The sequence below is a fragment of the Cryobacterium sp. Sr3 genome, assembly GCF_004402835.1.
Classification (GTDB): Bacteria; Actinomycetota; Actinomycetes; order Actinomycetales; family Microbacteriaceae; genus Cryobacterium; species Cryobacterium sandaracinum.
On sequence record NZ_SOFA01000027.1, the window covers coordinates 56,867 to 76,921 of the forward strand.

The 20,055-nt window shown below is 64.6% G+C and carries 23 protein-coding genes, 3 tRNA genes and 1 pseudogene; 19 read left to right on the top strand and 8 right to left on the bottom strand.

All coding sequences use genetic code 11. The features are described from left to right. Positions 1 to 5 precede the first annotated feature (5 nt). The 3 genes from E3N94_RS07770 (at position 6) to E3N94_RS07780 (ending at position 2,104) form a co-directional block, all read left to right on the top strand. A complete protein-coding gene (locus E3N94_RS07770) occupies positions 6 to 1,871 on the top strand; it encodes a glycoside hydrolase family 13 protein (protein ID WP_134570034.1) in 1,866 nt (621 codons plus the stop codon). 54 nt (positions 1,872 to 1,925) lie between these two features. Next, positions 1,926 to 1,997 (top strand) — tRNA-Thr (locus E3N94_RS07775). A 33-nt stretch (positions 1,998 to 2,030) separates the two neighbouring features. Then, a tRNA-Met gene (locus E3N94_RS07780) sits at positions 2,031 to 2,104 on the top strand. Between the two features lie 282 nt (positions 2,105 to 2,386). Here the strand turns inward: E3N94_RS07780 and E3N94_RS07785 are convergent. Both E3N94_RS07785 and E3N94_RS07790 read right to left on the bottom strand, forming a co-directional pair. Next, positions 2,387 to 2,731 carry a hypothetical protein gene (locus E3N94_RS07785; protein ID WP_134570035.1) on the bottom strand — a complete coding sequence of 115 codons (345 nt, stop codon included), beginning with the start codon at positions 2,729 to 2,731 and terminating at the stop codon, positions 2,387 to 2,389. A gap of 179 nt (positions 2,732 to 2,910) precedes the next feature. Further along, positions 2,911 to 3,147 carry a hypothetical protein gene (locus E3N94_RS07790; RefSeq protein ID WP_104100724.1) on the bottom strand — a complete coding sequence of 79 codons (237 nt, stop codon included), beginning with the start codon at positions 3,145 to 3,147 and terminating at the stop codon, positions 2,911 to 2,913. A gap of 547 nt (positions 3,148 to 3,694) precedes the next feature. Between E3N94_RS07790 and E3N94_RS07795 the strand changes: the two genes are divergently transcribed. Together E3N94_RS07795 and murQ are read left to right on the top strand one after the other, a co-directional pair. Continuing rightward, on the top strand, positions 3,695 to 4,648 hold the full coding sequence (locus E3N94_RS07795; protein ID WP_134342506.1) for a MurR/RpiR family transcriptional regulator: 954 nt from the start codon (positions 3,695 to 3,697) through the stop codon (positions 4,646 to 4,648). Then, positions 4,645 to 5,580: an N-acetylmuramic acid 6-phosphate etherase gene (gene murQ / locus E3N94_RS07800; protein WP_198411428.1), complete on the top strand. Its 936-nt coding sequence runs from the start codon at positions 4,645 to 4,647 to the stop codon at positions 5,578 to 5,580. The genes E3N94_RS07795 and murQ overlap by 4 nt, the downstream gene beginning before the upstream one ends. A 976-nt stretch (positions 5,581 to 6,556) precedes the next feature. On the opposite strand, the gene E3N94_RS16870 is transcribed toward murQ, so the two are convergent. The 4 genes from E3N94_RS16870 to E3N94_RS07830 all read right to left on the bottom strand — a co-directional run bounded on the left by E3N94_RS16870 (position 6,557) and on the right by E3N94_RS07830 (position 8,355). Further along, positions 6,557 to 6,775: a hypothetical protein gene (locus E3N94_RS16870; RefSeq protein WP_198416267.1), complete on the bottom strand. Its 219-nt coding sequence runs from the start codon at positions 6,773 to 6,775 to the stop codon at positions 6,557 to 6,559. A gap of 195 nt (positions 6,776 to 6,970) precedes the next feature. Continuing rightward, positions 6,971 to 7,300, bottom strand: a complete 330-nt coding sequence (locus E3N94_RS07820) for a hypothetical protein (RefSeq protein WP_134570038.1) — start codon at positions 7,298 to 7,300, stop codon at positions 6,971 to 6,973. Next, a complete protein-coding gene (locus tag E3N94_RS07825; protein WP_241987080.1) occupies positions 7,297 to 7,821 on the bottom strand; it encodes a hypothetical protein in 525 nt (174 codons plus the stop codon). The genes E3N94_RS07820 and E3N94_RS07825 overlap by 4 nt, the downstream gene beginning before the upstream one ends. A gap of 138 nt (positions 7,822 to 7,959) precedes the next feature. Continuing rightward, positions 7,960 to 8,355 carry a sigma-70 family RNA polymerase sigma factor gene (locus E3N94_RS07830; RefSeq protein ID WP_233191380.1) on the bottom strand — a complete coding sequence of 132 codons (396 nt, stop codon included), beginning with the start codon at positions 8,353 to 8,355 and terminating at the stop codon, positions 7,960 to 7,962. 264 nt (positions 8,356 to 8,619) lie between these two features. On the opposite strand from E3N94_RS07830, the gene E3N94_RS07835 reads away from it, so the two are divergent. The 7 genes from E3N94_RS07835 (at position 8,620) to E3N94_RS07865 (ending at position 13,975) form a co-directional block, all read left to right on the top strand. Then, complete coding sequence (locus E3N94_RS07835; protein WP_134570040.1) at positions 8,620 to 9,057, top strand: Asp23/Gls24 family envelope stress response protein; 438 nt, start codon at positions 8,620 to 8,622, stop codon at positions 9,055 to 9,057. Positions 9,058 to 9,080: 23 nt separating this feature from the next. Then, complete coding sequence (locus tag E3N94_RS07840; RefSeq protein ID WP_347232577.1) at positions 9,081 to 9,248, top strand: DUF2273 domain-containing protein; 168 nt, start codon at positions 9,081 to 9,083, stop codon at positions 9,246 to 9,248. Between the two features lie 86 nt (positions 9,249 to 9,334). Beyond that, positions 9,335 to 9,646 carry a hypothetical protein gene (locus E3N94_RS07845; RefSeq protein WP_241987081.1) on the top strand — a complete coding sequence of 104 codons (312 nt, stop codon included), beginning with the start codon at positions 9,335 to 9,337 and terminating at the stop codon, positions 9,644 to 9,646. Next, positions 9,643 to 10,224 (top strand): DUF6286 domain-containing protein, encoded by a 582-nt coding sequence (locus tag E3N94_RS07850; RefSeq protein WP_134570041.1) that lies wholly within the window; start codon positions 9,643 to 9,645, stop codon positions 10,222 to 10,224. The genes E3N94_RS07845 and E3N94_RS07850 overlap by 4 nt, the downstream gene beginning before the upstream one ends. Continuing rightward, complete coding sequence (locus tag E3N94_RS07855; protein ID WP_134570042.1) at positions 10,221 to 10,841, top strand: hypothetical protein; 621 nt, start codon at positions 10,221 to 10,223, stop codon at positions 10,839 to 10,841. Before E3N94_RS07850 ends, E3N94_RS07855 begins: the two co-directional genes overlap by 4 nt. Positions 10,842 to 10,932: 91 nt before the next feature. Beyond that, a complete protein-coding gene (locus E3N94_RS07860; RefSeq protein ID WP_241987082.1) occupies positions 10,933 to 11,814 on the top strand; it encodes an SDR family oxidoreductase in 882 nt (293 codons plus the stop codon). A gap of 628 nt (positions 11,815 to 12,442) precedes the next feature. Beyond that, on the top strand, positions 12,443 to 13,975 hold the full coding sequence (locus tag E3N94_RS07865; protein WP_104100734.1) for a PTS transporter subunit EIIC: 1,533 nt from the start codon (positions 12,443 to 12,445) through the stop codon (positions 13,973 to 13,975). 536 nt (positions 13,976 to 14,511) lie between these two features. Here E3N94_RS07865 and E3N94_RS07870 read toward each other — a convergent pair. Beyond that, positions 14,512 to 14,967 (bottom strand): hypothetical protein, encoded by a 456-nt coding sequence (locus E3N94_RS07870; protein ID WP_104100736.1) that lies wholly within the window; start codon positions 14,965 to 14,967, stop codon positions 14,512 to 14,514. A gap of 95 nt (positions 14,968 to 15,062) precedes the next feature. Between E3N94_RS07870 and E3N94_RS07875 the strand changes: the two genes are divergently transcribed. The 5 genes and pseudogenes from E3N94_RS07875 to E3N94_RS07890 all read left to right on the top strand — a co-directional run bounded on the left by E3N94_RS07875 (position 15,063) and on the right by E3N94_RS07890 (position 17,034). After that, positions 15,063 to 15,638 carry a TetR family transcriptional regulator gene (locus tag E3N94_RS07875; protein ID WP_134342501.1) on the top strand — a complete coding sequence of 192 codons (576 nt, stop codon included), beginning with the start codon at positions 15,063 to 15,065 and terminating at the stop codon, positions 15,636 to 15,638. A 501-nt stretch (positions 15,639 to 16,139) separates the two neighbouring features. Continuing rightward, positions 16,140 to 16,349, top strand: a complete 210-nt coding sequence (locus E3N94_RS07880; protein WP_134401017.1) for a hypothetical protein — start codon at positions 16,140 to 16,142, stop codon at positions 16,347 to 16,349. Positions 16,350 to 16,661: 312 nt separating this feature from the next. Further along, positions 16,662 to 16,751, top strand: a pseudogene (locus E3N94_RS17150) (IS5/IS1182 family transposase); the annotation flags it as partial. Between the two features lie 34 nt (positions 16,752 to 16,785). Further along, positions 16,786 to 16,980 carry a hypothetical protein gene (locus tag E3N94_RS16535; RefSeq protein ID WP_166784756.1) on the top strand — a complete coding sequence of 65 codons (195 nt, stop codon included), beginning with the start codon at positions 16,786 to 16,788 and terminating at the stop codon, positions 16,978 to 16,980. Then, positions 16,962 to 17,034: transfer RNA gene (locus E3N94_RS07890), tRNA-Thr, on the top strand. Before E3N94_RS16535 ends, E3N94_RS07890 begins: the two co-directional genes overlap by 19 nt. 97 nt (positions 17,035 to 17,131) lie before the next feature. On the opposite strand, the gene E3N94_RS07895 is transcribed toward E3N94_RS07890, so the two are convergent. Beyond that, complete coding sequence (locus tag E3N94_RS07895) at positions 17,132 to 18,850, bottom strand: AarF/UbiB family protein (protein ID WP_134342498.1); 1,719 nt, start codon at positions 18,848 to 18,850, stop codon at positions 17,132 to 17,134. A gap of 183 nt (positions 18,851 to 19,033) precedes the next feature. Here E3N94_RS07895 and E3N94_RS07900 point away from each other — a divergent pair, with 183 nt between their 5' ends. Both E3N94_RS07900 and E3N94_RS07905 read left to right on the top strand, forming a co-directional pair. Beyond that, on the top strand, positions 19,034 to 19,732 hold the full coding sequence (locus E3N94_RS07900; protein ID WP_241987083.1) for an NAD(P)H-hydrate epimerase: 699 nt from the start codon (positions 19,034 to 19,036) through the stop codon (positions 19,730 to 19,732). 110 nt (positions 19,733 to 19,842) lie between these two features. Further along, positions 19,843 to 20,022: a hypothetical protein gene (locus tag E3N94_RS07905; RefSeq protein WP_134570043.1), complete on the top strand. Its 180-nt coding sequence runs from the start codon at positions 19,843 to 19,845 to the stop codon at positions 20,020 to 20,022. Positions 20,023 to 20,055 lie beyond the last annotated feature (33 nt).

Here is a 20,055-nt window from a genome sequence, read left to right on the forward strand (position 1 = left end):
CGCGCATGCTCCCGCACCACGACGGGTCGGCCCTGTACGTCTCGGACCAGGCGCCGCGGCCGGGCGACACGGTCGGCGTGCGGGTGCGGGTGCCGGAGGCGTGGGGCGCCGTCGCATCCGTGCACGTGCGTTCGACGCCCGACCGGGAACCGCGCTTCCACGACGCCCGCCTACTCGGCGCGGCGGAGGGCTGGCGGTGGTGGGAGGCCGAGGTCGAGATCCTGAACCCGGTCAACGGCTACCGGTTCCTGATCAACCGGGCCGACGGCGGGCACTGGTGGCTGAACGCCGCCGGGGTGCATTCCTTCGAGACCGTCGACGCGGAGGACTTCAAGCTGCTCAGCCATCCGGCACCGCCGGACTGGGTCGCGTCGACCGTGATGTACCAGATCTTCCCGGATCGTTTCGGGCGTTCCACGGCCGCCGCGCTGCGCGAGAAGCCGACCTGGGCCGTGCCCGCGGCGTGGGGTGACCCGGTAGCGGCGGAGCAACCGGCCCGTTCGCACCAGTTCTACGGTGGGGACCTCGACGGCATCGTCCTGCACCTGGACCACCTCGAACGGCTCGGCGTCACCCTGCTCTACCTGACACCCGTGTTCCCGGCCGGCTCGAGCCACCGCTACGACGCGCGGAGCTTCGACGTGGTCGACCCGGCACTGGGCGGCGACGCTGCCCTCGTGCGGCTGGTCGAGGCTGCCCACGAGCGGGGCTTCAAGGTGATCGGCGACCTCACCTCGAACCACTCCGGCAACCGGCACGAGTGGTTCCGGGCGGCGCACCGTGCCCCGGATGCCGTCGAGAGCGCCTTCTACTACTGGCTCGACGACCGGCACGAGGACTACGCGTCCTGGCTCGGCGTACCCAGCCTGCCGAAGTTCAACTGGACCTCGATCGAGCTGCGCCGCCGGTTCATCGAGGGCCCGCAGTCGGTGGTGGCGAAGTGGCTGCGGGCCCCCTACCACCTCGACGGCTGGCGCATCGATGTGGCGAACATGACCGGCCGCCTGCAGGGGGAGGACCTGAACGCCCTGGTGCGGCAGACCATCCGCCGCACCATGATCGCGGAGAACCCCGACACCATCCTGCTCGGCGAATCGACCAATGATGCCTCGGACGACTTCCAGGGCGACGGCTGGCACGGCGCGATGACCTATACGACCTTCACCCGACCGGTGTGGAGCTGGCTCTCGAAGCCGCACAGCCCATCGACATTCTTCGGGCTGCCCTACGGCACCATCCCGCTGACCGACGGGCGGGCGTTCGTGGACGCCCACCTACGGTTCACGGCCGGCTACCCCTGGCGCACTCGCCTGGCTACAATGAACGCCCTCGACACGCACGACACTCCAAGGTTCCGCACCCATGCGATCGACGGGGGAGTGGCCGTCGCCTTCGGGCTGAGCGCGACCCTGCCGGGCATCCCGGTGGTCTTCGCCGGCGACGAATTCGGCCTGGCCGGCGACGACGGCGAGGGCTCGCGCACGCCCATACCGTGGGATACGGCGGGTGACTCCGAGGTGGCGGCCACAATCGACCTGTACGCGGCGCTGATCCGCTTGCGCACCGCCCACCCGGCCCTGAACGGCGGCGGGATGCGCTGGGTGCACGTGGGCGCGGATGTGCTCGTCTACGTGCGCGAGTGTGCGGAGGAGTCGGTGCTGTTGGTCGCGGCCCGCGCCGCGTGCGCGGTGACACTGCCGCTCGGGTCCGTGGCAGGGGAGCCGACCCGGCTCCTGGGCGACGCCGCCGTCAGCGTGGCGGGCGGGCGCATCCGTCTGGAAACGGACGGGCCGAGCTTCACCGCGTGGGCGCTGCCGGGGGTTTCGGTGCCCGATTCCACCCCACGGTCATCGAGCCGGCCGACTTGGTGATAATATTTACCGGTTGCCGAAATTTGGCTTGGTTTTCGTTCACACGGATGCTTCGCCCCCTTAGCTCATTGGTAGAGCACTTCCTTGGTAAGGAAGAGGTAGTGGGTCCGATTCCCACAGGGGGCTCTGGCTTGGAAGCTCTTGCAGCCGACAGGTCGTGGCGGGGTAGCTCAGTTGGTTAGAGCACACGGCTCATAATCGTGGTGTCGCGGGTTCAATTCCCGCTCCCGCTACACATAAAGGCCCTTTGACCAGGAATCCTGTCGGTCACTGGGCCTTTCTTTTTGATCCGATGCCACCCAGCTCTGCTCTAGACTGAGTTTCGGGCAATGCTTCGTTGCGCGTCCAATCGGTCCCGCTTCTCGCAACATTTCGGTGAGGGACGGCCAGGAACTTGCCGAGCGACCACTGAAACGCATGTGAGCGGGATTTCCTTACGGATGGGCCAAATGCGACTCCTGCCAGAGTAGGCCGCGCAGTCCGGTTCCGAGGGGGAGGTGCCGTCGGAGTTTCCCCTAGGACGCTCCCGCCGGGGTGCCGGCACCCCAACATATTGACCCCTGAAATCTACATCGCCAGGGGCCGGTGAGAGGGCGGTCGAGAGCAGGGTGTATGGGAACGCCGACGGGGGCCTCTTCGTAGATTTCGACCTGACCGGCGAATTCCAGCTCGACCTGAGCGACGCCCTCGCACAGCGTGATTTCACCCATCGTGCACGAAGTCGTTCCGTGCGGGATGGGCTCCACGCCGCCGATGTCCCAGAGCACGATTTGGAATCGCCCGGTATCCGGGTAGTCGTGCCCAAGATTCAGGAAGGCATCGTCGTTCGAGTTGCCGCTACCGGCTAGCGGTCCGCACACATGCATGAGTCATGCCGGCATAGTTGCCAGCCTCGTTCCTCGCGAAACCGCTCCCGGGCTGGTTCTCCACGGTGGAGGCGTCGACCAGTGACCCGGCAGTGCCGTCCGAGCAAAGGCCGTCCTCGCTCAGAAGAGCGATGGCCTCTCGTCCGATGTACTGCGTCCAAGAGTCGCAGGTCTCAGGGCACGAAGCTGGCGCCCTTCGCGAACCGGGCGACCGCGCGGTCGGCGGTGGCGCGGTAGGCGACGAGGTCGTGGAAGCTCGGCTCGAGCATGGTGAAGTCGCCGCTTTCTTCGCGGCGGAAGTGCGGCTGTCGGATTCGCACGTAGAAGCGGGTGTCGCCGCTCTCGGTGACGGATTGCTGTGGCTCCGAGGCGATGAAACCTGACAGGGAGTGTTGGGTGAGAAGTGCCATGGGACTTGACCTCCTGTGATCGGGCGGATCCTCGTGATTTGCGCTCACTACGAGGTGCGCCGCACACACCTGTTGCGCGATTGGACCCTGCAAGGCGTTCCTGCGCCGTATCCGCATAAATCGTTTGACAAAGCAAAGAGAAATCAAGTCACTCCGCTTGGCTGACCGGGTGATCCGCGGGCTTGTCGTGAGTCGGCGCGCGCATCAGCGGTCCGCTGTCTGCTCGGTTCGCGGGTAGCCCCTGAGCACTGGGGCGTGCGTTCCACCTTCAGCGCCTTGCGACGAAAAACTGGAGGGGCTGCGCGGAGCATGATCGCGACGCGGCGGCTCGAGCGCTGCGATGAGCGCATTCTTGGCGCGTGCTTCTCTCATCGCGCGCTGGGACTGGCTTTCAGAGGCTGCTGAGGCGGTACGCGGATCTGCTTTGCCGCCAATCCGTCATGGGAGAAACCATAGAAACTCTTGACATTATCGGTTCAAAAAAGTGTAACTTTGTTACAGGCTCGGGATGGCCCCGAGACTGCAACCCGAGGGGAGGAGGGCGCCCATGACACCCAAGAAGGACTACAGGCATGCTCCTGATCGTGGCGTCTCGACCGATGCTAGGCGTGAGCTCATCGGACCAACCACTCCGGCTCCGTCAGATGTGGTCGCGAGGCTCCGGGCGATGTTGCCTGGCCTGACCCCGGCGGAGGGCCGGATCGGGCGGGTCCTGCTGTCTGACACCACGGCGGCGTCGGCTCTGACAGTCAACGAGCTCGCCGAATGCGCGTCGACGAGCACCGCGAGCGTGGTCCGCACCGCTCGGCGTCTCGGTTTTGACGGATACCCGCAGCTCCGGCTCGCGCTGGCTGCGCAGGGTGGTGCGAACCACGACGGTGGTGTCCCGGTGGGCGCCGACATCGCCGACGGCGACCGGATCGGCGTGGTGTTGACCAAGCTGGCCGCGTTCGAGTCTGAACAGCTCCGCGCCACCGCCGAACTCGTCGATCCCGTCGCCCTGGAGAAAGTGATCAATTTGATCCGGGCCGCTCGCCGGATCGACGTGTATGGCATCGGCGCGTCTGGCCTGGTCGCGGAGGATCTAACTGCGAAATTGAACCGGGTCGGACTGGTCGCCCGGGCGTACACCGAACACGACGCGGCGATGGTCAGCGCTTCGCTGCTCGGCCCCGCCGACCTGGCCATCGGCGTTTCCCACTCGGGAGAGAACCCCGGCACCGTCGCGCCACTGCAATCGGCCCGGTCGACCGGCGCCGGCACGGTGGCCATCACTGGCGCCGCCCGCTCCCGATTGGCGGCCCACGGCGAACACGTCTTGGTCACCGCGGGTCGAGAGTTTGGCTTCCGTTCCGCAGCGATGGCCAGCCGCACTGGGCAGCTCCTGCTCGTCGACGCCATCTTTGTCGGCGTCGCACAAACGCTACCCGGTGCCCGAGCCGCGCTGGAACGCACCTACGCCGCCGTCACCTCTCATCCGGGACGAAACAAACAACCATGAATAGCTTCAACAACACCAGGAACAGGGACAACACCATGGCACTCGCCACATTGGGCACCGAGACCGCAAATGACCACACCACTGACTTGGACACGATGTCCGTCGCGGACCTGCTCACCGTGATGAACCAAGAGGACCGCACAGTCCCGGTTGCGGTGGCGGCGGCACTACCGGCGATCGAGAACGCAGTAAATGCGATTGTGGGCGCCCGCCGCCGCGGCGGACGGCTGATCTACCTAGGTGCCGGCACCAGCGGCCGACTCGGGGTGCTGGACGCCGTCGAATGCCCACCGACGTTCGGTACCGACCCCGGGGAAGTCCTCGGGCTTATCGCCGGCGGGGAGCGTGCGTTCCTCCAGGCCGTCGAAGGTGCCGAAGATGATCCCGACCTCGCGGTGAACGACCTGCGGGCAGTCGGACTCACCGTCGCTGACGTGGTCGTCGGCATCGCCGCCAGCGGCCGAACCCCCTATGTCATCGGCGGTCTGGACCATGCCCGAAGCGTTGGGGCGGCCACCGTCTCCGTCGCCTGCAATCTCGGCGCGGAGATCAGCAGACACGCCGATGTCGCCATCGAGGTCGACACCGGACCCGAGGTCCTGACCGGCTCTACCCGGCTGAAGGCAGGCTCGGCGCAAAAGCTGGTGTGCAACATGCTCTCCACCGCCAGCATGATCCGCACCGGAAAAGTCTTCCACAACCTGATGGTCGACGTCCAACCCACGAACGCCAAATTGGTCGACCGGGCCCGCCGCATCGTCAGCGACGCCACCGGGGCGGATCCGGATACCGCCGCCGCTGCAATCGATCAGGCCGGCGGACATGCCAAGACCGCCGTGGTCATGCTGCTCACCGACAGTGATTTCCCCACGGCCACCGCTCGCCTCGAACAGGCTCTCGGCGACGTCCGCACCGCCATCACGTCACCCTGAGCGAACCGTAACCCACTGCCGCGGGTCGCATCGTGTGTCACGGGCGTGCATCGCTGACGACCATAACAACTCTCGATTCGTCTGCAGTTCCCCGCACGTCATACTCCAGGAGACACCGCCATGCCCGAAAACATCCTCAGCCCCCTGCGCGGCACCGTGGTTTCGCTCGGCGATGTTCCCGACCCCGTGTTCGCCCAGGAAATCGTCGGCGGGGGAGTGGCTTCAACCCTCCCCGGAAATCGGCCCCGTGACGGCTCGTGCGCCGGTAAGTGGCACCCTCGTCCGGGTCCAGCCGCACGCCTTCGTCATCCAGTCCACGTCGGGGACCGGGATCCTGGTCCACCATGGCATCGACACGGTTCACATGAATGGCGAGGGCTTCGAGGTGTTGGCCACCGAAGGGTCCACCGTTCGCGGGCGGTGTGGCGTTGGACCTGCTTCTGCTTATAGCGCTGTGGCCGCAGTGGGGCAGGGATCCACCAGTGCGATGGATGGAGCGAGGATAGGCCATCTTTCCAATGGCTGAGGATGTGCTCGGCAACCCGGGTGACCAGTTCAGAATCAAGCGCCGCCAATTCCAAACCGGACACCCATCGAGTAATACTCACGCGGGGCCGGTCTGCTAGCGCACGATGTTCGTGCGGCGGGTGCTGCCGGTCCGGCGGAATTCATGCTGTTCTGCATCTTGTTCTTCGCCTGCTCGGCCTGTTCTTTCACGCTGGGAGCGTTCTTGGCCTGTTCTTTCATCTTCGGGGCTTCTTCCTCGGCTTGACGAGGTAGGACTCCCAGCGGGCCTGTATGGGCTTGATCAGGCCGCCGAGGGCGCCCTGGATGAGGGTCTTCATGCCCGCGGCAACGGCCGCGGCGATGACGATGATCTTCGGCAGAAAGCGATGATCCCGGCGAGCAGATCACTAACCGGGTTGGGTCCGAATACTCCGAATGCAAACTGTAAAGCGAACAACACCAGCATGTACTACAGAATCTTTGCGATGATGTCCGACGCGTCCATGGACGAGCTGGTCAAGGCCTTTTTCACACCGCCGCGCTCCATAACGCGGTCAAAGTCCACCTTTCCGGGCAGCTTCGCCAGTGCCTTGGAGATCAGCTTCGCCACGATCAAGCCGACGATCACAATGACCAGGAACAACAGAAGCTTCGGGACAAAAGTCGAGAGTAGCCAGCCCAACTGCAAGGGCGCTGGTGAATTCGTTTTGCATGTCAACCTCCAGAGTTGGGTCGCGCCGATTGGTCGGCAGGGTCACTTCGTGTGTCGCGCCTGTCCTAAGTGAAGGGGCGCGTTACGATGCGAACCGAGCGCAAGAGTGCCACACCTCAAAGACGCAGCTACCGGCCGTTTCGTCACCCTCGGCGGAAAATGGCCGTACTTCTAGCCGATGCTGGCAACCGTCACAGAGATGGTGTTGATGGGGGCAAGCGCCAAAATGGCGGGATTCGCGGCGATCGTGTCACGCACACGTCGGCACACTCCGGTGGATGACGCTGCGTCGGCGACGCCGATTCTCGCGGTCACGCTCAGGCTGGCCTTTCCCGTCGTCACGGCAACTAGTTTCGGTGCCTTTTCCCGCTGCGTAAGGGCATCGACAACAGACCCGACAATCGTGACGACGATCGGCGTGGTCGGGTACAAGGCTGTCACCCCCGCGACAGACCTTACGATAACTTCGAGATTCCCTGCGAGCTCGGCGGCATCCGTCATGGTGTTGCTTCTTCTTCGCCGTGCTCTGGCTTAGTGAGGTAGATGTCGCGAATGATCATGTCGATGCCCGCGATGGCGAGCTCGGTGTGGGTGCGTAGCGCGCCGACGAGCGTGTCTCGCAACTTGTCGGCAAGGGGGGGAATGTTCTCACCCTTGCAGGCCCTGGCATCGACCGTGACCGTGATCGGAGCTCCCAGCACAGTGAGCTCCCCGTCGAGCCGGCATCGACCCACGATGAGGTTGTCGACGGTATCGCCTGCCGCGCGAACGAGTCCGCGGACAGCTCCCTCGGTGACGAAGAGTTGCGCGTTCGGCGACGGGTGCGAGATGGGGATGTCGCGCCCGGACCGGACGTCGAGCACGATCCTGTCCGGGATGGCGGTGACCCAGTTGTCGTCTCGGGCCGGTTGCTCTTCTGCCTCATCCCGGAGCAGCGTGCTCATTGCGCCGCGCAGGCGCTCAAGGGAGGCCATCGCCATCTGGCACGCAGCCGATGTGTCGATCGACGGGTCGGTGGGCATCTTGCCTCGGTCGAGGTAGTCGCTGAGTTCGTCAATGGTGTGGCCATCAAGGAGGTCAGGTTCGTCATTTGACTCGTACCAGGCCGGGGGTGAGGCGGGCGTTTCCGAGTCGTCACCGCCAGGCCTCCATCTCGCGAATCAAAGTTTCGCGGGCGCTAGCAAGCAGCCCGCGAACGGTAGAAAGGGGTAAGTCGAGTTCCTCAGCGATCTCCGAATAACGGTAGTCCCCAAACTCTCTAGGTCCCAGCGTTGTCGTTGATCCTCCGGAAGGGCGGACAAGACTTGGGAGAGTGCCTCGTTACACGAACGCGCCTCCACTATCTGCGTCGGTGAATGGTCCTCCGATGCGGGCACGCCGACGTCGTCGAGGTTGGAGTTCTGCCGCCGCGCGCGGATTCGATCAATGCTCTTGTGGCTGGCGATGCGCATCAGCCAACTTCTTACCAGCGCAGAATCTTTCAAGGTCGATAGCTTCGCCCATGCCGTGATGAACGTGTCCTGTACGACATCGCCTTCATCGTGGCTGCAGCCCAGGTTGCGGGTCGCGTGCGCGCGTACCTACGGGCCGTGCCGTCGCACAATCACTTCGAATGCTCGAACGTCTCCGTCAACAGCGCGGTCCACCAAGGTGCGGTCGTCGGCGTGGGCCAGCAGTGCCCTGCTCTTGCTATCTGAAATGTTTGCCCCTCGATTCGCTGGGAACTGTAGCACCGGGTGTGACGAACGCGTCGTGGCATGCGTCTACATATTAAGCATTGCAATACGTCCCTTTCAGGGGACACGAACAAGGAGCCTCCCATGGCAGATCTCACCAGACCTACTCTTTCCACCGCACCGAACTCCGCCTCGGCGGCCCCCGGCCGCGGCAAGACCGTGATCAACGACGCTGTGGTGGCAAAGATCGCCGGCATTGCAGCCCGTGAGGTCAGTGGTGTGCACGCTCTTGGCGGCGGAGCCGCCCGGGCGCTCGGTGCCATCCGCGATGCCCTGAACACCTCGGACGTGAGCCAGGGCATCAACGTGGAGGTCGGAGAAACTCAGGTCGCGGCCGACGTCACCATTGTCGCGGAGTACCCCATGGCCCTGCAGGATGTGGCCGAGCGGGTGCGGTCTGCCGTGATCCGTGTGATCGAAGATCTGGTTGGAATGGAGGTCACCGAGGTGAACGTGAACATCAACGACGTGTACCTGCCGACCGACGACAAGGACGAGAAGTCCGAGGCTCGGGTTCAGTGAGCACCTTGGCGAAAACGGGGGCTGTGTTCGGAGCCGTGCTTGCTCTGACGTGGCTGGTCCTTGGCTTTTGGCCATGCGTGTTCGTGGCCGCGGCCATGGCGGTCGGCGCGATCGTCGGGCGGATTATGGACGGAAAGCTGAGCGTTGCGAACCTGGTTGACGCATTCCGGGGCAAGCGGTCGTCGTCATGACAACCCTCAGTTCCGAAACAGCGGCCCGTCATACGCTATCGCCGACGGTGCTCAAAAACGGCCGGACCACCGTCTCGACTCGTGCTTTGAATCGGTTAGTGTGTGCGGTCGCGGCGGACGCTCTGGGCGTTGACCCCTCGGCGGTCGGTGCCGAGATCACCGATGATCAGGGCAACCTCGCCCTCACAGTCAGCGCCCCCATCCGGGTCGTTGCGCTCACCCGTGTGCACCGGGATCCCTCCGTCGTGACTCGCATCGGGGGCACGATTCTGGAGCGGGCCGAGCACGCCAGGCAGCACATTCATTACCGGGTGGGCGAGTTGACCGGTTCTACCCTGTCCCGGGTGACCGTGCGGCTCACCGGTGCCGACATTCGACCAGAGGGCCGCGTGCGATGACTAAGTATCGTTCCACCTACCAACGGATCAGCCGTCGCGAGCTTTACTCGCCGCGTTCGGTTGCAGCGATCACTCTCGCGATCCTGGCCATCGCCGCCTGCCTCTGGCTCATGATCGAGATCGTGTTGAACCTGCTCGGCCGGCCGGGGCTCCTCGCGACCCCCGCGGGTATGGCGGGCGCGGTCGCAGGCGTTTCCTCTGCACCGCCCGTGTTCGTGGGCGGGCTCGGCCTCACCGGCGCCCTCATCGGGCTGCTTCTCCTTGTCGTGGCTGTCACTCCTGGCCGGCGATCTCGCCATCTGCTCGAGACCGAACGGGCCGCGACCATCGTCGACAACGAGGTGATCGCATCCGCGTTGGCTCGTGAAGCGGCCCGCGTCGCTGGGTTGGCCCCAGACAACGCGCGGGTCACCGTGACCCCCCGTAGCGCCACCGTGCACCTCACTCCTACCTCTGGAACGGCGATCGATCAGCAGGCGGTGCTCACGGCCGTGCGCGAACAGATTGAGGCTTTTGGATTGCTGCGTTCCCTACACGCGAAGGTCGTTGTTGTCTCCATGGGGAGGGTGGGCGGATGAACTCCACCAATCGCATCCTCAACCGCATCTTTGTTTTCCTGGTCGGACTCCTCGTCTTGACCGGTGGCGCGACCCTGGCCCTGGTGGCACTTGTTCCGCTCGTCCGCGACAGCTGGACGAACGCAACTCGTGTTGGCATCGATAGGGCAACCCGGTGGCTTCAGGCCACCCCCTTTCCCGAATCCTTGATCCCGGTCAGCGGCAGCTGGTTATGGCTCATCGTCCTCGCCGCTGGAGTGCTGCTCATCGCGGTGCTGGTCACCTTCAGCCTGCGTCAAGGCCACGGGCACACCGGCCGGATCGTCTCACTAAACGGAAAAACCAGCAGTGGCGCGGTTGTCATCGAGTCGAGAGTGGCCGAGCACGCCATCCAAGATGCTCTCACAAACCGACCGGAACTTGTTGCCTCCCACGTCTCCACCTACCGCGTCAAGAACCAGTCAGCACTGAAGGTGGCCATCACCTGCCGCCGAGGAATCTCACCTCGGGAAGCCAGCCGGATTGTCAACGAGGTGCTCTTTTCCTTCGATAATCTCCTCGGCCTACAGCTCCCCGCCCTCGTGCAGATTAGCGGTGGCTTCCGCGCGCGAACGACCAATGCCGCCCGCATCCGCTGATGACTCACCGGCTCACAGAAGTCATCTGACGGCGGTCAGCCGTGCTCCCTCAACCGGCAACATCCACCGATTTTCGATAGGGAGTCACGCCTTGACGAACCAAAACGACAGCCCAAGGACGAAATACATCACCGGCGGCAACCCCAAGCAGGAACAGAGTCAACCCGGCCTGACCGAGGCGACTAAGCCCCGCCCGGATCGTGGCGAAGACACCTACCATGGCGCCGGAAAACTTGTCGGGAGGCGGGCACTCATCACAGGCGGCGACTCAGGCATCGGCCGGGCCGTGGCCATCGCCTACGCCAAAGATGGTGCCGATATTGCGATCTCCTACCTGCCTGACGAACAGACGGATGCCGAATTCACGGCAGAGCAGATCCGGGCCGCCGGCCGCACGGTCCTGCTCATCCCGGGCGACATCCGCGAGGAAACCCACTGCGTCAACCTCGTAAAGGATACCGTGGCAACCCTCGGCGGCTTGGATATCCTGGTGCTCAACGCCGCCTACCAAAAAAACCGGAACGGTCCAGAAAACCTGTCAACGGCAGAATTCGACCGGGTCTTCAAAACCAATCTTTATGCGACTCTGTGGATCGCGCGCACCGCCATCCCGCACCTCTGGCCGGGAGCATCGATCATCTCCACGTCATCAATCCCGGCATCGAGCCCCGCACAGGTGTTGATCGACTATGCCATGACCAAAGCCGCACTCGTAGCGTTCACACGGGCGCTCGCCCAAGAATTAGGCCCAGCCGGGGTTCGGGTCAACGCAGTCGCGCCCGGGCCAGTCTGGACGCCGCTTATCCCCGTAACTTCATGGCCAGACAAGCTGTCCACTCTCGGTCGGGAAACCCCACTGGGCCAGGCAGGACAAACAGCCGAACTCGCCGCCGCCTACGTTTTCCTAGCCTCACCCGAAGCGTCCTACATTTCAGGCTCCGTAGTGCCCATAACGCGCAGCCGCAGTTTCTAAGAGTCGAGCGAAAACTCGGACCCTGTGGCGCACGCGCTACACGCAAGTCTACGAAAGAGCCCAGCCGTATTCCTGCTTCTAACGAGGATCGCGGCAATTGTGCGGATAGCCAAGTCAGCGAGATTGATTCAGCGGACACGGGATTACGCGGTTTTTTTTGAGGCTCCTGACTCTTCCGTGGGTCGGCTCCGGCCGGCTATTGTCGCTCCGAACACTTCGGCCACCGCCGTCCTCGCGACAGTTACGGTCGCACAGGCGTTACCCGCCACATACGGCGCACCCGTGTGGTTTCGACAGGGTCGTGGCCTGCCTGACTCCGTTACTGAGGGACTACAACTTACGGTTTCAAAATAACTACATCAACTGCAAAATGATCCACTCGTTTAAGTGCATCAGAGCCACACCTGATCTCCCCGGTGACCAGTGCGCAGCAGCGCAGCAGAGATTTCAGCCTGGGGATTGTCGAAACCTGCCGTCAACAACGCAGACGAGTGGTGAAAATAATTACCTCTTGACTCCTAAGTCTGTGAAAGCTATTTTCATATTACGACATAATTTTGTAGCCCGGGTTCTCCATCCCGCTAGGAGCCCCGTGCAACCCCGCACTTTGCTCGAAAGGACATCAGTCATGGCCGACTCACGAGTCATCGCAGACCAGTTGCTCATTGGTCTGGGCGGCGCCGAGAACATCATCGACGTCGAGAAATGTATGACCCGATTGCGTGTCGGCGTCCGTGACCAGGATCGAGTCGATGTCGCCGCACTGCGTGCGATCGCCGGGGTGCTCGCCGCGCTGCCCGGCGATAACTGCCAGATCGTGCTAGGCCCGGGTCTGGTCGACCGGGTGGCCATCGACGTGGAGTCGGCCCTCAGCGCCGCCCGCGCGGAAGGGTCGGCTGCCTCCTCGGCCGCTCAGCTGGCCGACAAAGGTGCGGCCATCCGGCAACAGAACAAGCAGCGCAACAATACCCCGGTCAAAAACGCTCTGAGGCGCATCTCCAACATCTTCGTCCCACTGATCCCCGCGCTGATCGCCTGCGGACTCATCGCCGGCATCAACGGAATCCTGACCAACCTGGCCACAAGCGGCCAGGTTCCGTGGTTGGCCACCCTGTCTCCGATCTTCAGCGTCATGTCCAGCGGGTTCTTCGCCCTACTCGCCGTGTTCGTTGCGATGAACGCTGCCAAAGAGTTTGGCGGCACACCCATCATCGGCGGCGTTATCGGGGGAATCATTGTGGCTCCTGGAGTCGCAAACATCGTCGTCTGGGGTCAGCAACTGGCCCCCGGCCAGGGAGGGGTTCTCGGCGCCATGGCCGCCGCCATCCTGGGCGCCTACGTCGAGCGGTGGGCCCGCAGATGGGCGCCCGACGTGCTCGCCTTGTTCATCGTGCCCACGTCGACCGTGCTGATCGCCGGCCTCGCCGCCCTGTTCCTCCTGATGCCGGCCGCCGGCTGGGTGTCTATCCAGATCGGTATCGGCGCCACCTGGCTGCTGAGCACTGCGGGTGTCTTCGCTGGCTTCGTCCTCGGCGGGCTGTTCCTGCCGTTGGTGATGACCGGGTTGCACCAAACACTCACCCCAATCCACACCACCCTGATCGAACAGGTCGGTTACACCACCCTGCTGCCGGTCCTGGCCATGGGCGGCGCCGGCCAAATCGGTGCCGCCATCGCCGTGTTCTTCAGGCTCCGCCGCAACACCAGCATCGGACGTACCATCAAGAGTGCACTGCCCGCAGGATTCCTCGGCGTTGGCGAGCCACTCATCTACGGCGTCACCCTGCCGCTGGGCCGCCCCTTCATCACCGCTTGCATCGGCGGCGCATTCGGCGGCGCAGTAATCGGCCTATTCGATCAGCTCGGCTACACCGTCGGCGCGATCGCCATCGGCGCCAGTGACGTCTCGCTGTTCCCACTGCTCCAGGGCAGCCAGGGCTGGGGCGCCGCCGCACTCGGCTACGCTTGCGGCCTGATCGTCGCCTACACCGTGGGATTCTTCGCCACCTGGTTCTTCGGGTTCACCCGCGACCAGCTGGTACGCCTGAACACCGACGACACTATCGACGCAGGATTGGTGCCCGCCGACGACGTCCCAGAGGGGACGGACGACCCCGCCGATCAGATCCCCACCCTGGCCGGCTCCCACCACCGCTCCTGAAATCTCAGCTCTCGCGTACTTCGAACACCGCCCCCGACGTACTCTCAGGGGCAGGCGTTGTGTTGCCGCCCACCGCTATCTCCCAGGGTGGTACGAGAACCGAGTGAGATTGCGGGTGTCGCAGGCGCGAAAGCGAATTCCGCGGCCGAGCGATTCATAGGCGGTCTGACTTGTCGCGACCAGGCTCACCAGGTATCCGCACTCGGCGATGTGCCGCGAGTCGGGTGCACAGTTAGCTCTCGCTCCCATCACCTCGAGCACCTGCCGGCGGATCTGCCCTGCGGAATAGGCCACGGCGCCGTGTGCGTCGGGGACCGCACAGCCCGTGATGATCACCAGCCTCACAGCACCAGTCTGGGCGGGCGCTATAAACAGCCCAAGGCGCCCACCAGACCTAGCACCACCCAAACACGCCACTGGTGGACCCGGCGGCGTAGCTTTGGCCGTGGTTAGTGGACACAGGGTTATCCGGCTTGAACGAAGACCTCATTCTGGTGAGGAGACTTACCCCAGGCGCGTGGACGAAGTGGGGATGCTCATTCCGTTATCCGATCAGTGGTGGGAAGCCAGGCGATCATTGTGGTGATCGCGCCGACCGCGGCCACGGCGATGCTCACTATGCGCCACGGCAGCGGCAGGATGGGGGAGCCGTGTTCGGAGACAACCGCCGCAAAAATTAGCAGCGCACTACCCACGCAGAAGGTGGCCGCGCACCACCACCGAGACCACCATGCTTTGCGCCATGCGCCAACGGACGCGATCGCCCACCCGACCACCCCGACCGCGAAGATGCTGTACAAGAAAATCCAGGGAACAATCGGGTCAGGGATCTTGCCAAACGGTTCGTAGAGCTCCTGGACGTGGGCGGCAATACTGTCACTACTCACTTGGTCGACAGCCATCAAGATGAGGGCCACTACCGTCCCAGCCAATCCCATACCAACACAGATCGACAACGCGACCTGCCGCGATGCCGTGCGTTCCGTCTTCATAACACCCCATTCGACAGTGACTATCAGTTGATTGTGACTATATAAAATTATGGCACTGCAAGTCAAATGCAAGTCACTAGTAGTATCATGGGGAGATGGCATTAGGATTGCGGGATCGCAAGCGACGCGCGGCGATGCGTCACATTCAACAGATAGCGTTGGACTTGTTCGACGAGCGTGGCTTCCAGCACGTAATAGTCGAGAACATTGCAGAAGCTGCCGAGGTTTCTCCTTCTACGGTCTACCGATACTTCGGCACCAAGGAAGGGATCGTCCTTGCCGATGACTTCGACACCCTGAGCGAAGCCGAACTTGCTGCTGTCATCGACAACACTGACCTACTCGGCACGGTGCGCGCCATCGTGGCTCGGTTTGAGCCATCACCTGATCAGCACATCCCGGAGGGGAGCCTTGCGCGTCGACGCATCCGTTACTTCTTCGACGAACCATCCGTCCGCAGGTCTTCCTACGAGATGCTGGCCAACGCAGTCGATCGGATCGCTCCAATCCTCGCCGCATCCGGTGGACTCACCACCTCGGAAGCCCATATCAAGTCGTCTGCCTTAGTCTTCGGCTACTTCTCCGCACTTGAACAATGGCACCGCAACCCGGCAGGCCGCTCAATCTCGAGTGCACTCGGTGACGCACTCGGAGTCCTAAGCCGCCTATAACGACGCGAGACGCGGTGCCCGCGAACGCGGGTCCCTACGGTTGTGCTGGCGTAGCCGCCATCATTTAGAGCGATATCACTTTACAATCTCTGTGCCGCGAAGCAGCTCCACCGGGAAATGGCTCCGACGGCTGCGCCGCTATTTCGTCGCGTTCCGAAAGGGCATGAGCTTGGTTGTGCAAGGTGCTGTCTCCGTGCCGGGGCCGGGGACAGGGAAGCTCAGCGTGGAAGCGGGGCCACTGTCACGCCGGAGCTTGGACTGAGACTATTCCTAGGTGACCTCATCCCAACGGGGGCTTGAATACCCAGCGGGGTGGGGGAAAAGTGAGCTCATGAGGCGAATCTCCTCCAGCGGGGCATCTTTCCTCACCGCTGATGCCCTCTCCGGCGCACTTTTCCACCTCGTCACCGCCCTCGGCATTAGTCAGACAACCGAATCACTCAACCTGCCCACGGTCAATATCACCGGGAAACGATCTTCGTGAAACTAATCGTGGGGCCCATGAGCGAGCTGATCAGCGTCCCCGAGATCTCCCTCTGGGACGAACCGGACATCAGCGAAGTTCTCGCATTCTTCCAAGGCCGCATTCCTGAAGACCTGACCAAGACTGTCTCCGCGAATGGAATCACCTACGCGACCTCGCCCAGGTGCTGCCACCGGTTCTCCGGGCTCAGCAGTCCCGCGCCCACCAGATCGAGCGCGGAACGGTGATCGGCCCGGTTCGTGCTGGCTCGCGGATACCGCGGCCACAACCGCTCACCCGGCGTGCTCGCCCCAAACAACGGCCGGCTCGATACATGCGGGCGCCGCGGCCGAGATCTGGGCGTTGACATCATGTTGGTCAGTGCGGCTTGCCACCACGCCCACACCTCCCGCTCGATCCGATACCGCTCCGCCCGAGCCAACAGGGTTCCCAGCACGTTGAGCTGCAGGGCCGCCTGGTTCCGAAGATATCGGGTGCATCAACATGCGACGAACCTTCCGCGCATCACGGGGGCCCTGTCGAAGTACACGAATCTGTTGGAAGAGCCTCCTGATCATGCCAGTGGCCGCTCTCGCGGCGGTTTGGCCACCAAGATTCATCAGCTTTGCGACGGAAAAATGCGCCCGCTTGTGGTTCTTCTGGGCACCGGGCAGGGATTCGCCAATGCTCACGGAGATTATGGCTTCGCTCAGCGTCGACCGGATCGGCCCGGGACGGGCCCGCACTCGACCCGACCGGGTGCTGGCAGACAAGGCCTACTCGGCCAAAGCGCACCGGGCCATGCTGCGAAAACGCAATATCCAGGTCGTCATTTCGGAACGCTACGACCAGATTCGTAGCGCGGGGTCGATTGATTGAATCGGAACGATTGTGATGATTGTGTCGCGGGTTCAATTCCCGCTCCCGCTCCCAGAACGTATGACGAAGGCCCTGCCTCAGGCGGGGCCTTCGTCGTTTCCCGACGCGCGTAGCAGTCGCACGTGGCAGTCGCTCGATTCAGTCGCACGGGTCACGCGCGGCTGCGGGTCACGAGCGAATCCGCGAACGCCGAAACCAGCAGCACCACGGAGCCGGCACCCAGGCTGAACCCGGCCGTCACCGTGCTGATGACCCCCGGGTCCGCCGGTGCGGGTGTCGTGAGGTAGACCAGGGACATCACCCCGGCGGCCCCGCCGACCAGGGCCAGCAGGCTCTGCCGCACCAGCCCGGTGAGCAGCCGCCGGTCGTTCTGGTCCGCGAGCAGCCGCACATTGACGTTGAGGTTGCCCATCTCGAGGGCCTGCCCGATCTGGTCGAAACGCCGGGGGAGCCGGCGCACGCTGGGCAGCAGAGCCAGAAGCTCGGTGGTCAGGAGTTCGCGCACGTTGGCCGGCGCCATCTGGTCGCGGATCTGTACGCTCGCCAGCCTGCGGGACTCCTCGAGCAGGTCGAACTCCGGCATGCTGGAGCGCAGGGTGCCCTCGAGCACCGCGAACGCCCGCGCCGCCGCTACGAACTCGGCGGGGATTCCCACGCCGTACCGGGTGAGGATAGCCACCAGGACATCCACGGTCAGCACGCTGACCCGCGCGCCGGGCCCCAACTCGAACGTGATGAACGCGCTCAGCTCGCGGCGGAACGCCTTCTCGTCCGCACCGTCCCGCAGCGGGGCGACTTTGAGGAGCCCGTCGGCGATGAGCTGGGTGTCGGACTGGAGGAAAGCGATCAGCAGCTCCTGGATCGTCTCCCGCAGCTGCAGGTCGAGCCGGCCCACCGATCCGAAGTCGACTAGCGCGGGGGTGCCGTCGGCAAGCAGCATGATGTTGCCGGGGTGCAGGTCGGCGTGGAAGACGCCGTCGAAGACGATCTGGCGCACGAAGGCGCTGAGCACGGTGCGCATGGCGGCGCCGAGCTCGGCCCGAGGCGCGTCGGACGTCTCGTTCAGGTCGCTGAACGTGTCGCCGACCAGGTACTCCATCACCAGCACGCGATCGCTGGACAGAGACTCGAACAGCTCGGGGAAACGCAGGTCGCCGGCCCGCGGGCCGCGCAGCTGGAGGGCGCGCATGGCCGAGAGGTTCAGCGCCTCCAGCCGGAAGTCCAGTTGGCGCACGAGGTCGGCCGCATAGTCCTCGGCGACCGCCTTGATGCCCAGAGTTCTGGCCTGCGGAGACGTCAGGCTCATCAGGTTCGTCACCCGCACGGCGATGGCGACGTCGCGCCGCAGCTCCGGCACGATCCCGGGCCGCTGCACCTTGACGGCCACCACAGTGCCGTTCATCAGGGTCGCCCGGTGCACCTGGCCGATGGAGGCCGCGGCGATGGGGTCGGGATCGAAGCTGGCGAAGACGCCGGCGAGGGGTCCGCCGAACTCCTCCTCCAGCATCCGTTCGACCTCGCCCCAGGGGGCAGGCTTCACGCTCTGCTGAAGCGTCGCGAGGGCCCGGGCGAATTCCGGGGGGAGGAAGTCGGATCGGGTGGAGAGCAGCTGGCCCATCTTGACGAAGGCTCCACCGGCCTCCTCCAGCGCGGCCCGCAGACCCTCGGCCTGCACGGCGCGAACGGCTGCCCCGCTCGGGTTGGTCGTGAAGTCGAGCCGCCGCACCGGCAGCAGTCCATTCTTCCGGGCGATACGCACGAGTTCGGCGAAGCGGCGGCCGCGCTGCAGGAAGGGCCGCGGGGGAGCCGGGCGGCTCCGCTCGGTGGCCAGAGTCAGTTTCGGAAGGGTGATGCCGCGTGCGCCGGCCACTGTTTCAGCTCTCTTGTCGCGCGCCGGCCGGAGTGGCGGGCGATCAGGACTTCAGCATGCCCGGTCAGGATGGGAGACGGGTGCGAACCGGGTGGCACGAGGGGGCACGGACAGATCTCGGCAGGGCTCGTCCGGTCGCCCTCGGTGCCGTGAGCCGCACCGCCGCGGGAGTACTCTGGCGACGTGAAAACCTACACCGCCGCCCAGATGCGCGAGGCCGAGACTCCCTTCCTGGCCGAGGGCGTGCCGCTGATGGAGCGGGCATCGGCCGCGCTCGCCGCGGAGACGGCGGCCCTGCTCGAGGAGCTGCTCACGGAAAGCGGGGGAGTGCCGGACGCGCGGGTGCTGGTGCTGGCCGGTGCGGGGAACAACGGCGGCGACGCCCTGCACGCGGCCGCGCTGCTGGCCGCGCAGGGTGCCTTGGTGACCATCGTGCCCACGTCGGCACAGCTCCACGACGGCGGCCTCAGCGCTGCCCTGGCGGCCGGGGCGGCGCTGCTGCCCCTGGCTGAAACGGATGCCGCTCTCGCCCGGGTGGCGCGGGCATCCGCCGTGATCCTCGACGGCATCCTCGGCACCGGCACGAGCACCAGCCCGGCGCTCCGCGGGCGGGCTCGTGAGGTGGTGGCGGCCATCCTTCCCGCGCTGCACGACCCCGGTGCGCCCCTCGTGGTGGCGGTGGACCTGCCCAGCGGGATCGGCGTCGACGACGGCGCCGTGCCGGACCCCACCGTGCTGCCCGCGCACCTGACGGTGACGTTCGGAGGCTGCAAACCAGGTCTGCTGCGGGAACCCGCGGCGAGCCTGGCCGGACGAATCGTCGTGGCCGACATCGGCATCGGCGACGAGCTCGAACGGATCGCGGCCCGGGATCGCGGGTAAGTTCTTTCTCTGCTGTTTCCACGGTCGGCGCCGTTGCGTATCCGCACCCGGAGCATCAATGGACGGTAGTCATTTCCTCCCGCCCAAAGGCACTGAGGGGGGCCGATACCGTGATCACAGTTCCGCCCGCAGGGTTCGTCGCCGTCTTCGGTATGCTCCAGACCCCTGCCGGGCCGTGGCTGTTCCTGCTGGTCCCCATCTGGTTGGTGTGGGAGATCCCCGCGATGGTCAGGCATCAGCAGTTCACGTTCGATGTGCAGCGAGACAGGGAGCAGCTCGTCGACTGGTGAGGCGACGCATCCGTCGCCCGTCCCCGCTCTCGC

Bases quoted from the DNA above. Each gene is read 5' to 3' on its own strand.
- E3N94_RS07835 (WP_134570040.1), top strand. From the start codon at position 8,620: ATGGCAGATCTCACCAGACCTACTCTTTCCACCGCACCGAACTCCGCC.
- E3N94_RS07825 (WP_241987080.1), bottom strand. From the start codon at position 7,821: ATGCCCACCGACCCGTCGATCGACACATCGGCTGCGTGCCAGATGGCG.
- E3N94_RS07865 (WP_104100734.1), top strand. From the start codon at position 12,443: ATGGCCGACTCACGAGTCATCGCAGACCAGTTGCTCATTGGTCTGGGC.
- E3N94_RS07880 (WP_134401017.1), top strand. From the start codon at position 16,140: ATGAGCGAGCTGATCAGCGTCCCCGAGATCTCCCTCTGGGACGAACCG.
- murQ (WP_198411428.1), top strand. From the start codon at position 4,645: ATGAATAGCTTCAACAACACCAGGAACAGGGACAACACCATGGCACTC.
- E3N94_RS07875 (WP_134342501.1), top strand. From the start codon at position 15,063: ATGGCATTAGGATTGCGGGATCGCAAGCGACGCGCGGCGATGCGTCAC.
- E3N94_RS07850 (WP_134570041.1), top strand. From the start codon at position 9,643: ATGACTAAGTATCGTTCCACCTACCAACGGATCAGCCGTCGCGAGCTT.
- E3N94_RS16535 (WP_166784756.1), top strand. From the start codon at position 16,786: ATGCTCACGGAGATTATGGCTTCGCTCAGCGTCGACCGGATCGGCCCG.
- E3N94_RS07770 (WP_134570034.1), top strand. From the start codon at position 6: ATGCTCCCGCACCACGACGGGTCGGCCCTGTACGTCTCGGACCAGGCG.
- E3N94_RS07795 (WP_134342506.1), top strand. From the start codon at position 3,695: ATGACACCCAAGAAGGACTACAGGCATGCTCCTGATCGTGGCGTCTCG.
- E3N94_RS07820 (WP_134570038.1), bottom strand. From the start codon at position 7,300: ATGACGGATGCCGCCGAGCTCGCAGGGAATCTCGAAGTTATCGTAAGG.
- E3N94_RS07870 (WP_104100736.1), bottom strand. From the start codon at position 14,967: ATGAAGACGGAACGCACGGCATCGCGGCAGGTCGCGTTGTCGATCTGT.
- E3N94_RS07855 (WP_134570042.1), top strand. From the start codon at position 10,221: ATGAACTCCACCAATCGCATCCTCAACCGCATCTTTGTTTTCCTGGTC.
- E3N94_RS07790 (WP_104100724.1), bottom strand. From the start codon at position 3,147: ATGGCACTTCTCACCCAACACTCCCTGTCAGGTTTCATCGCCTCGGAG.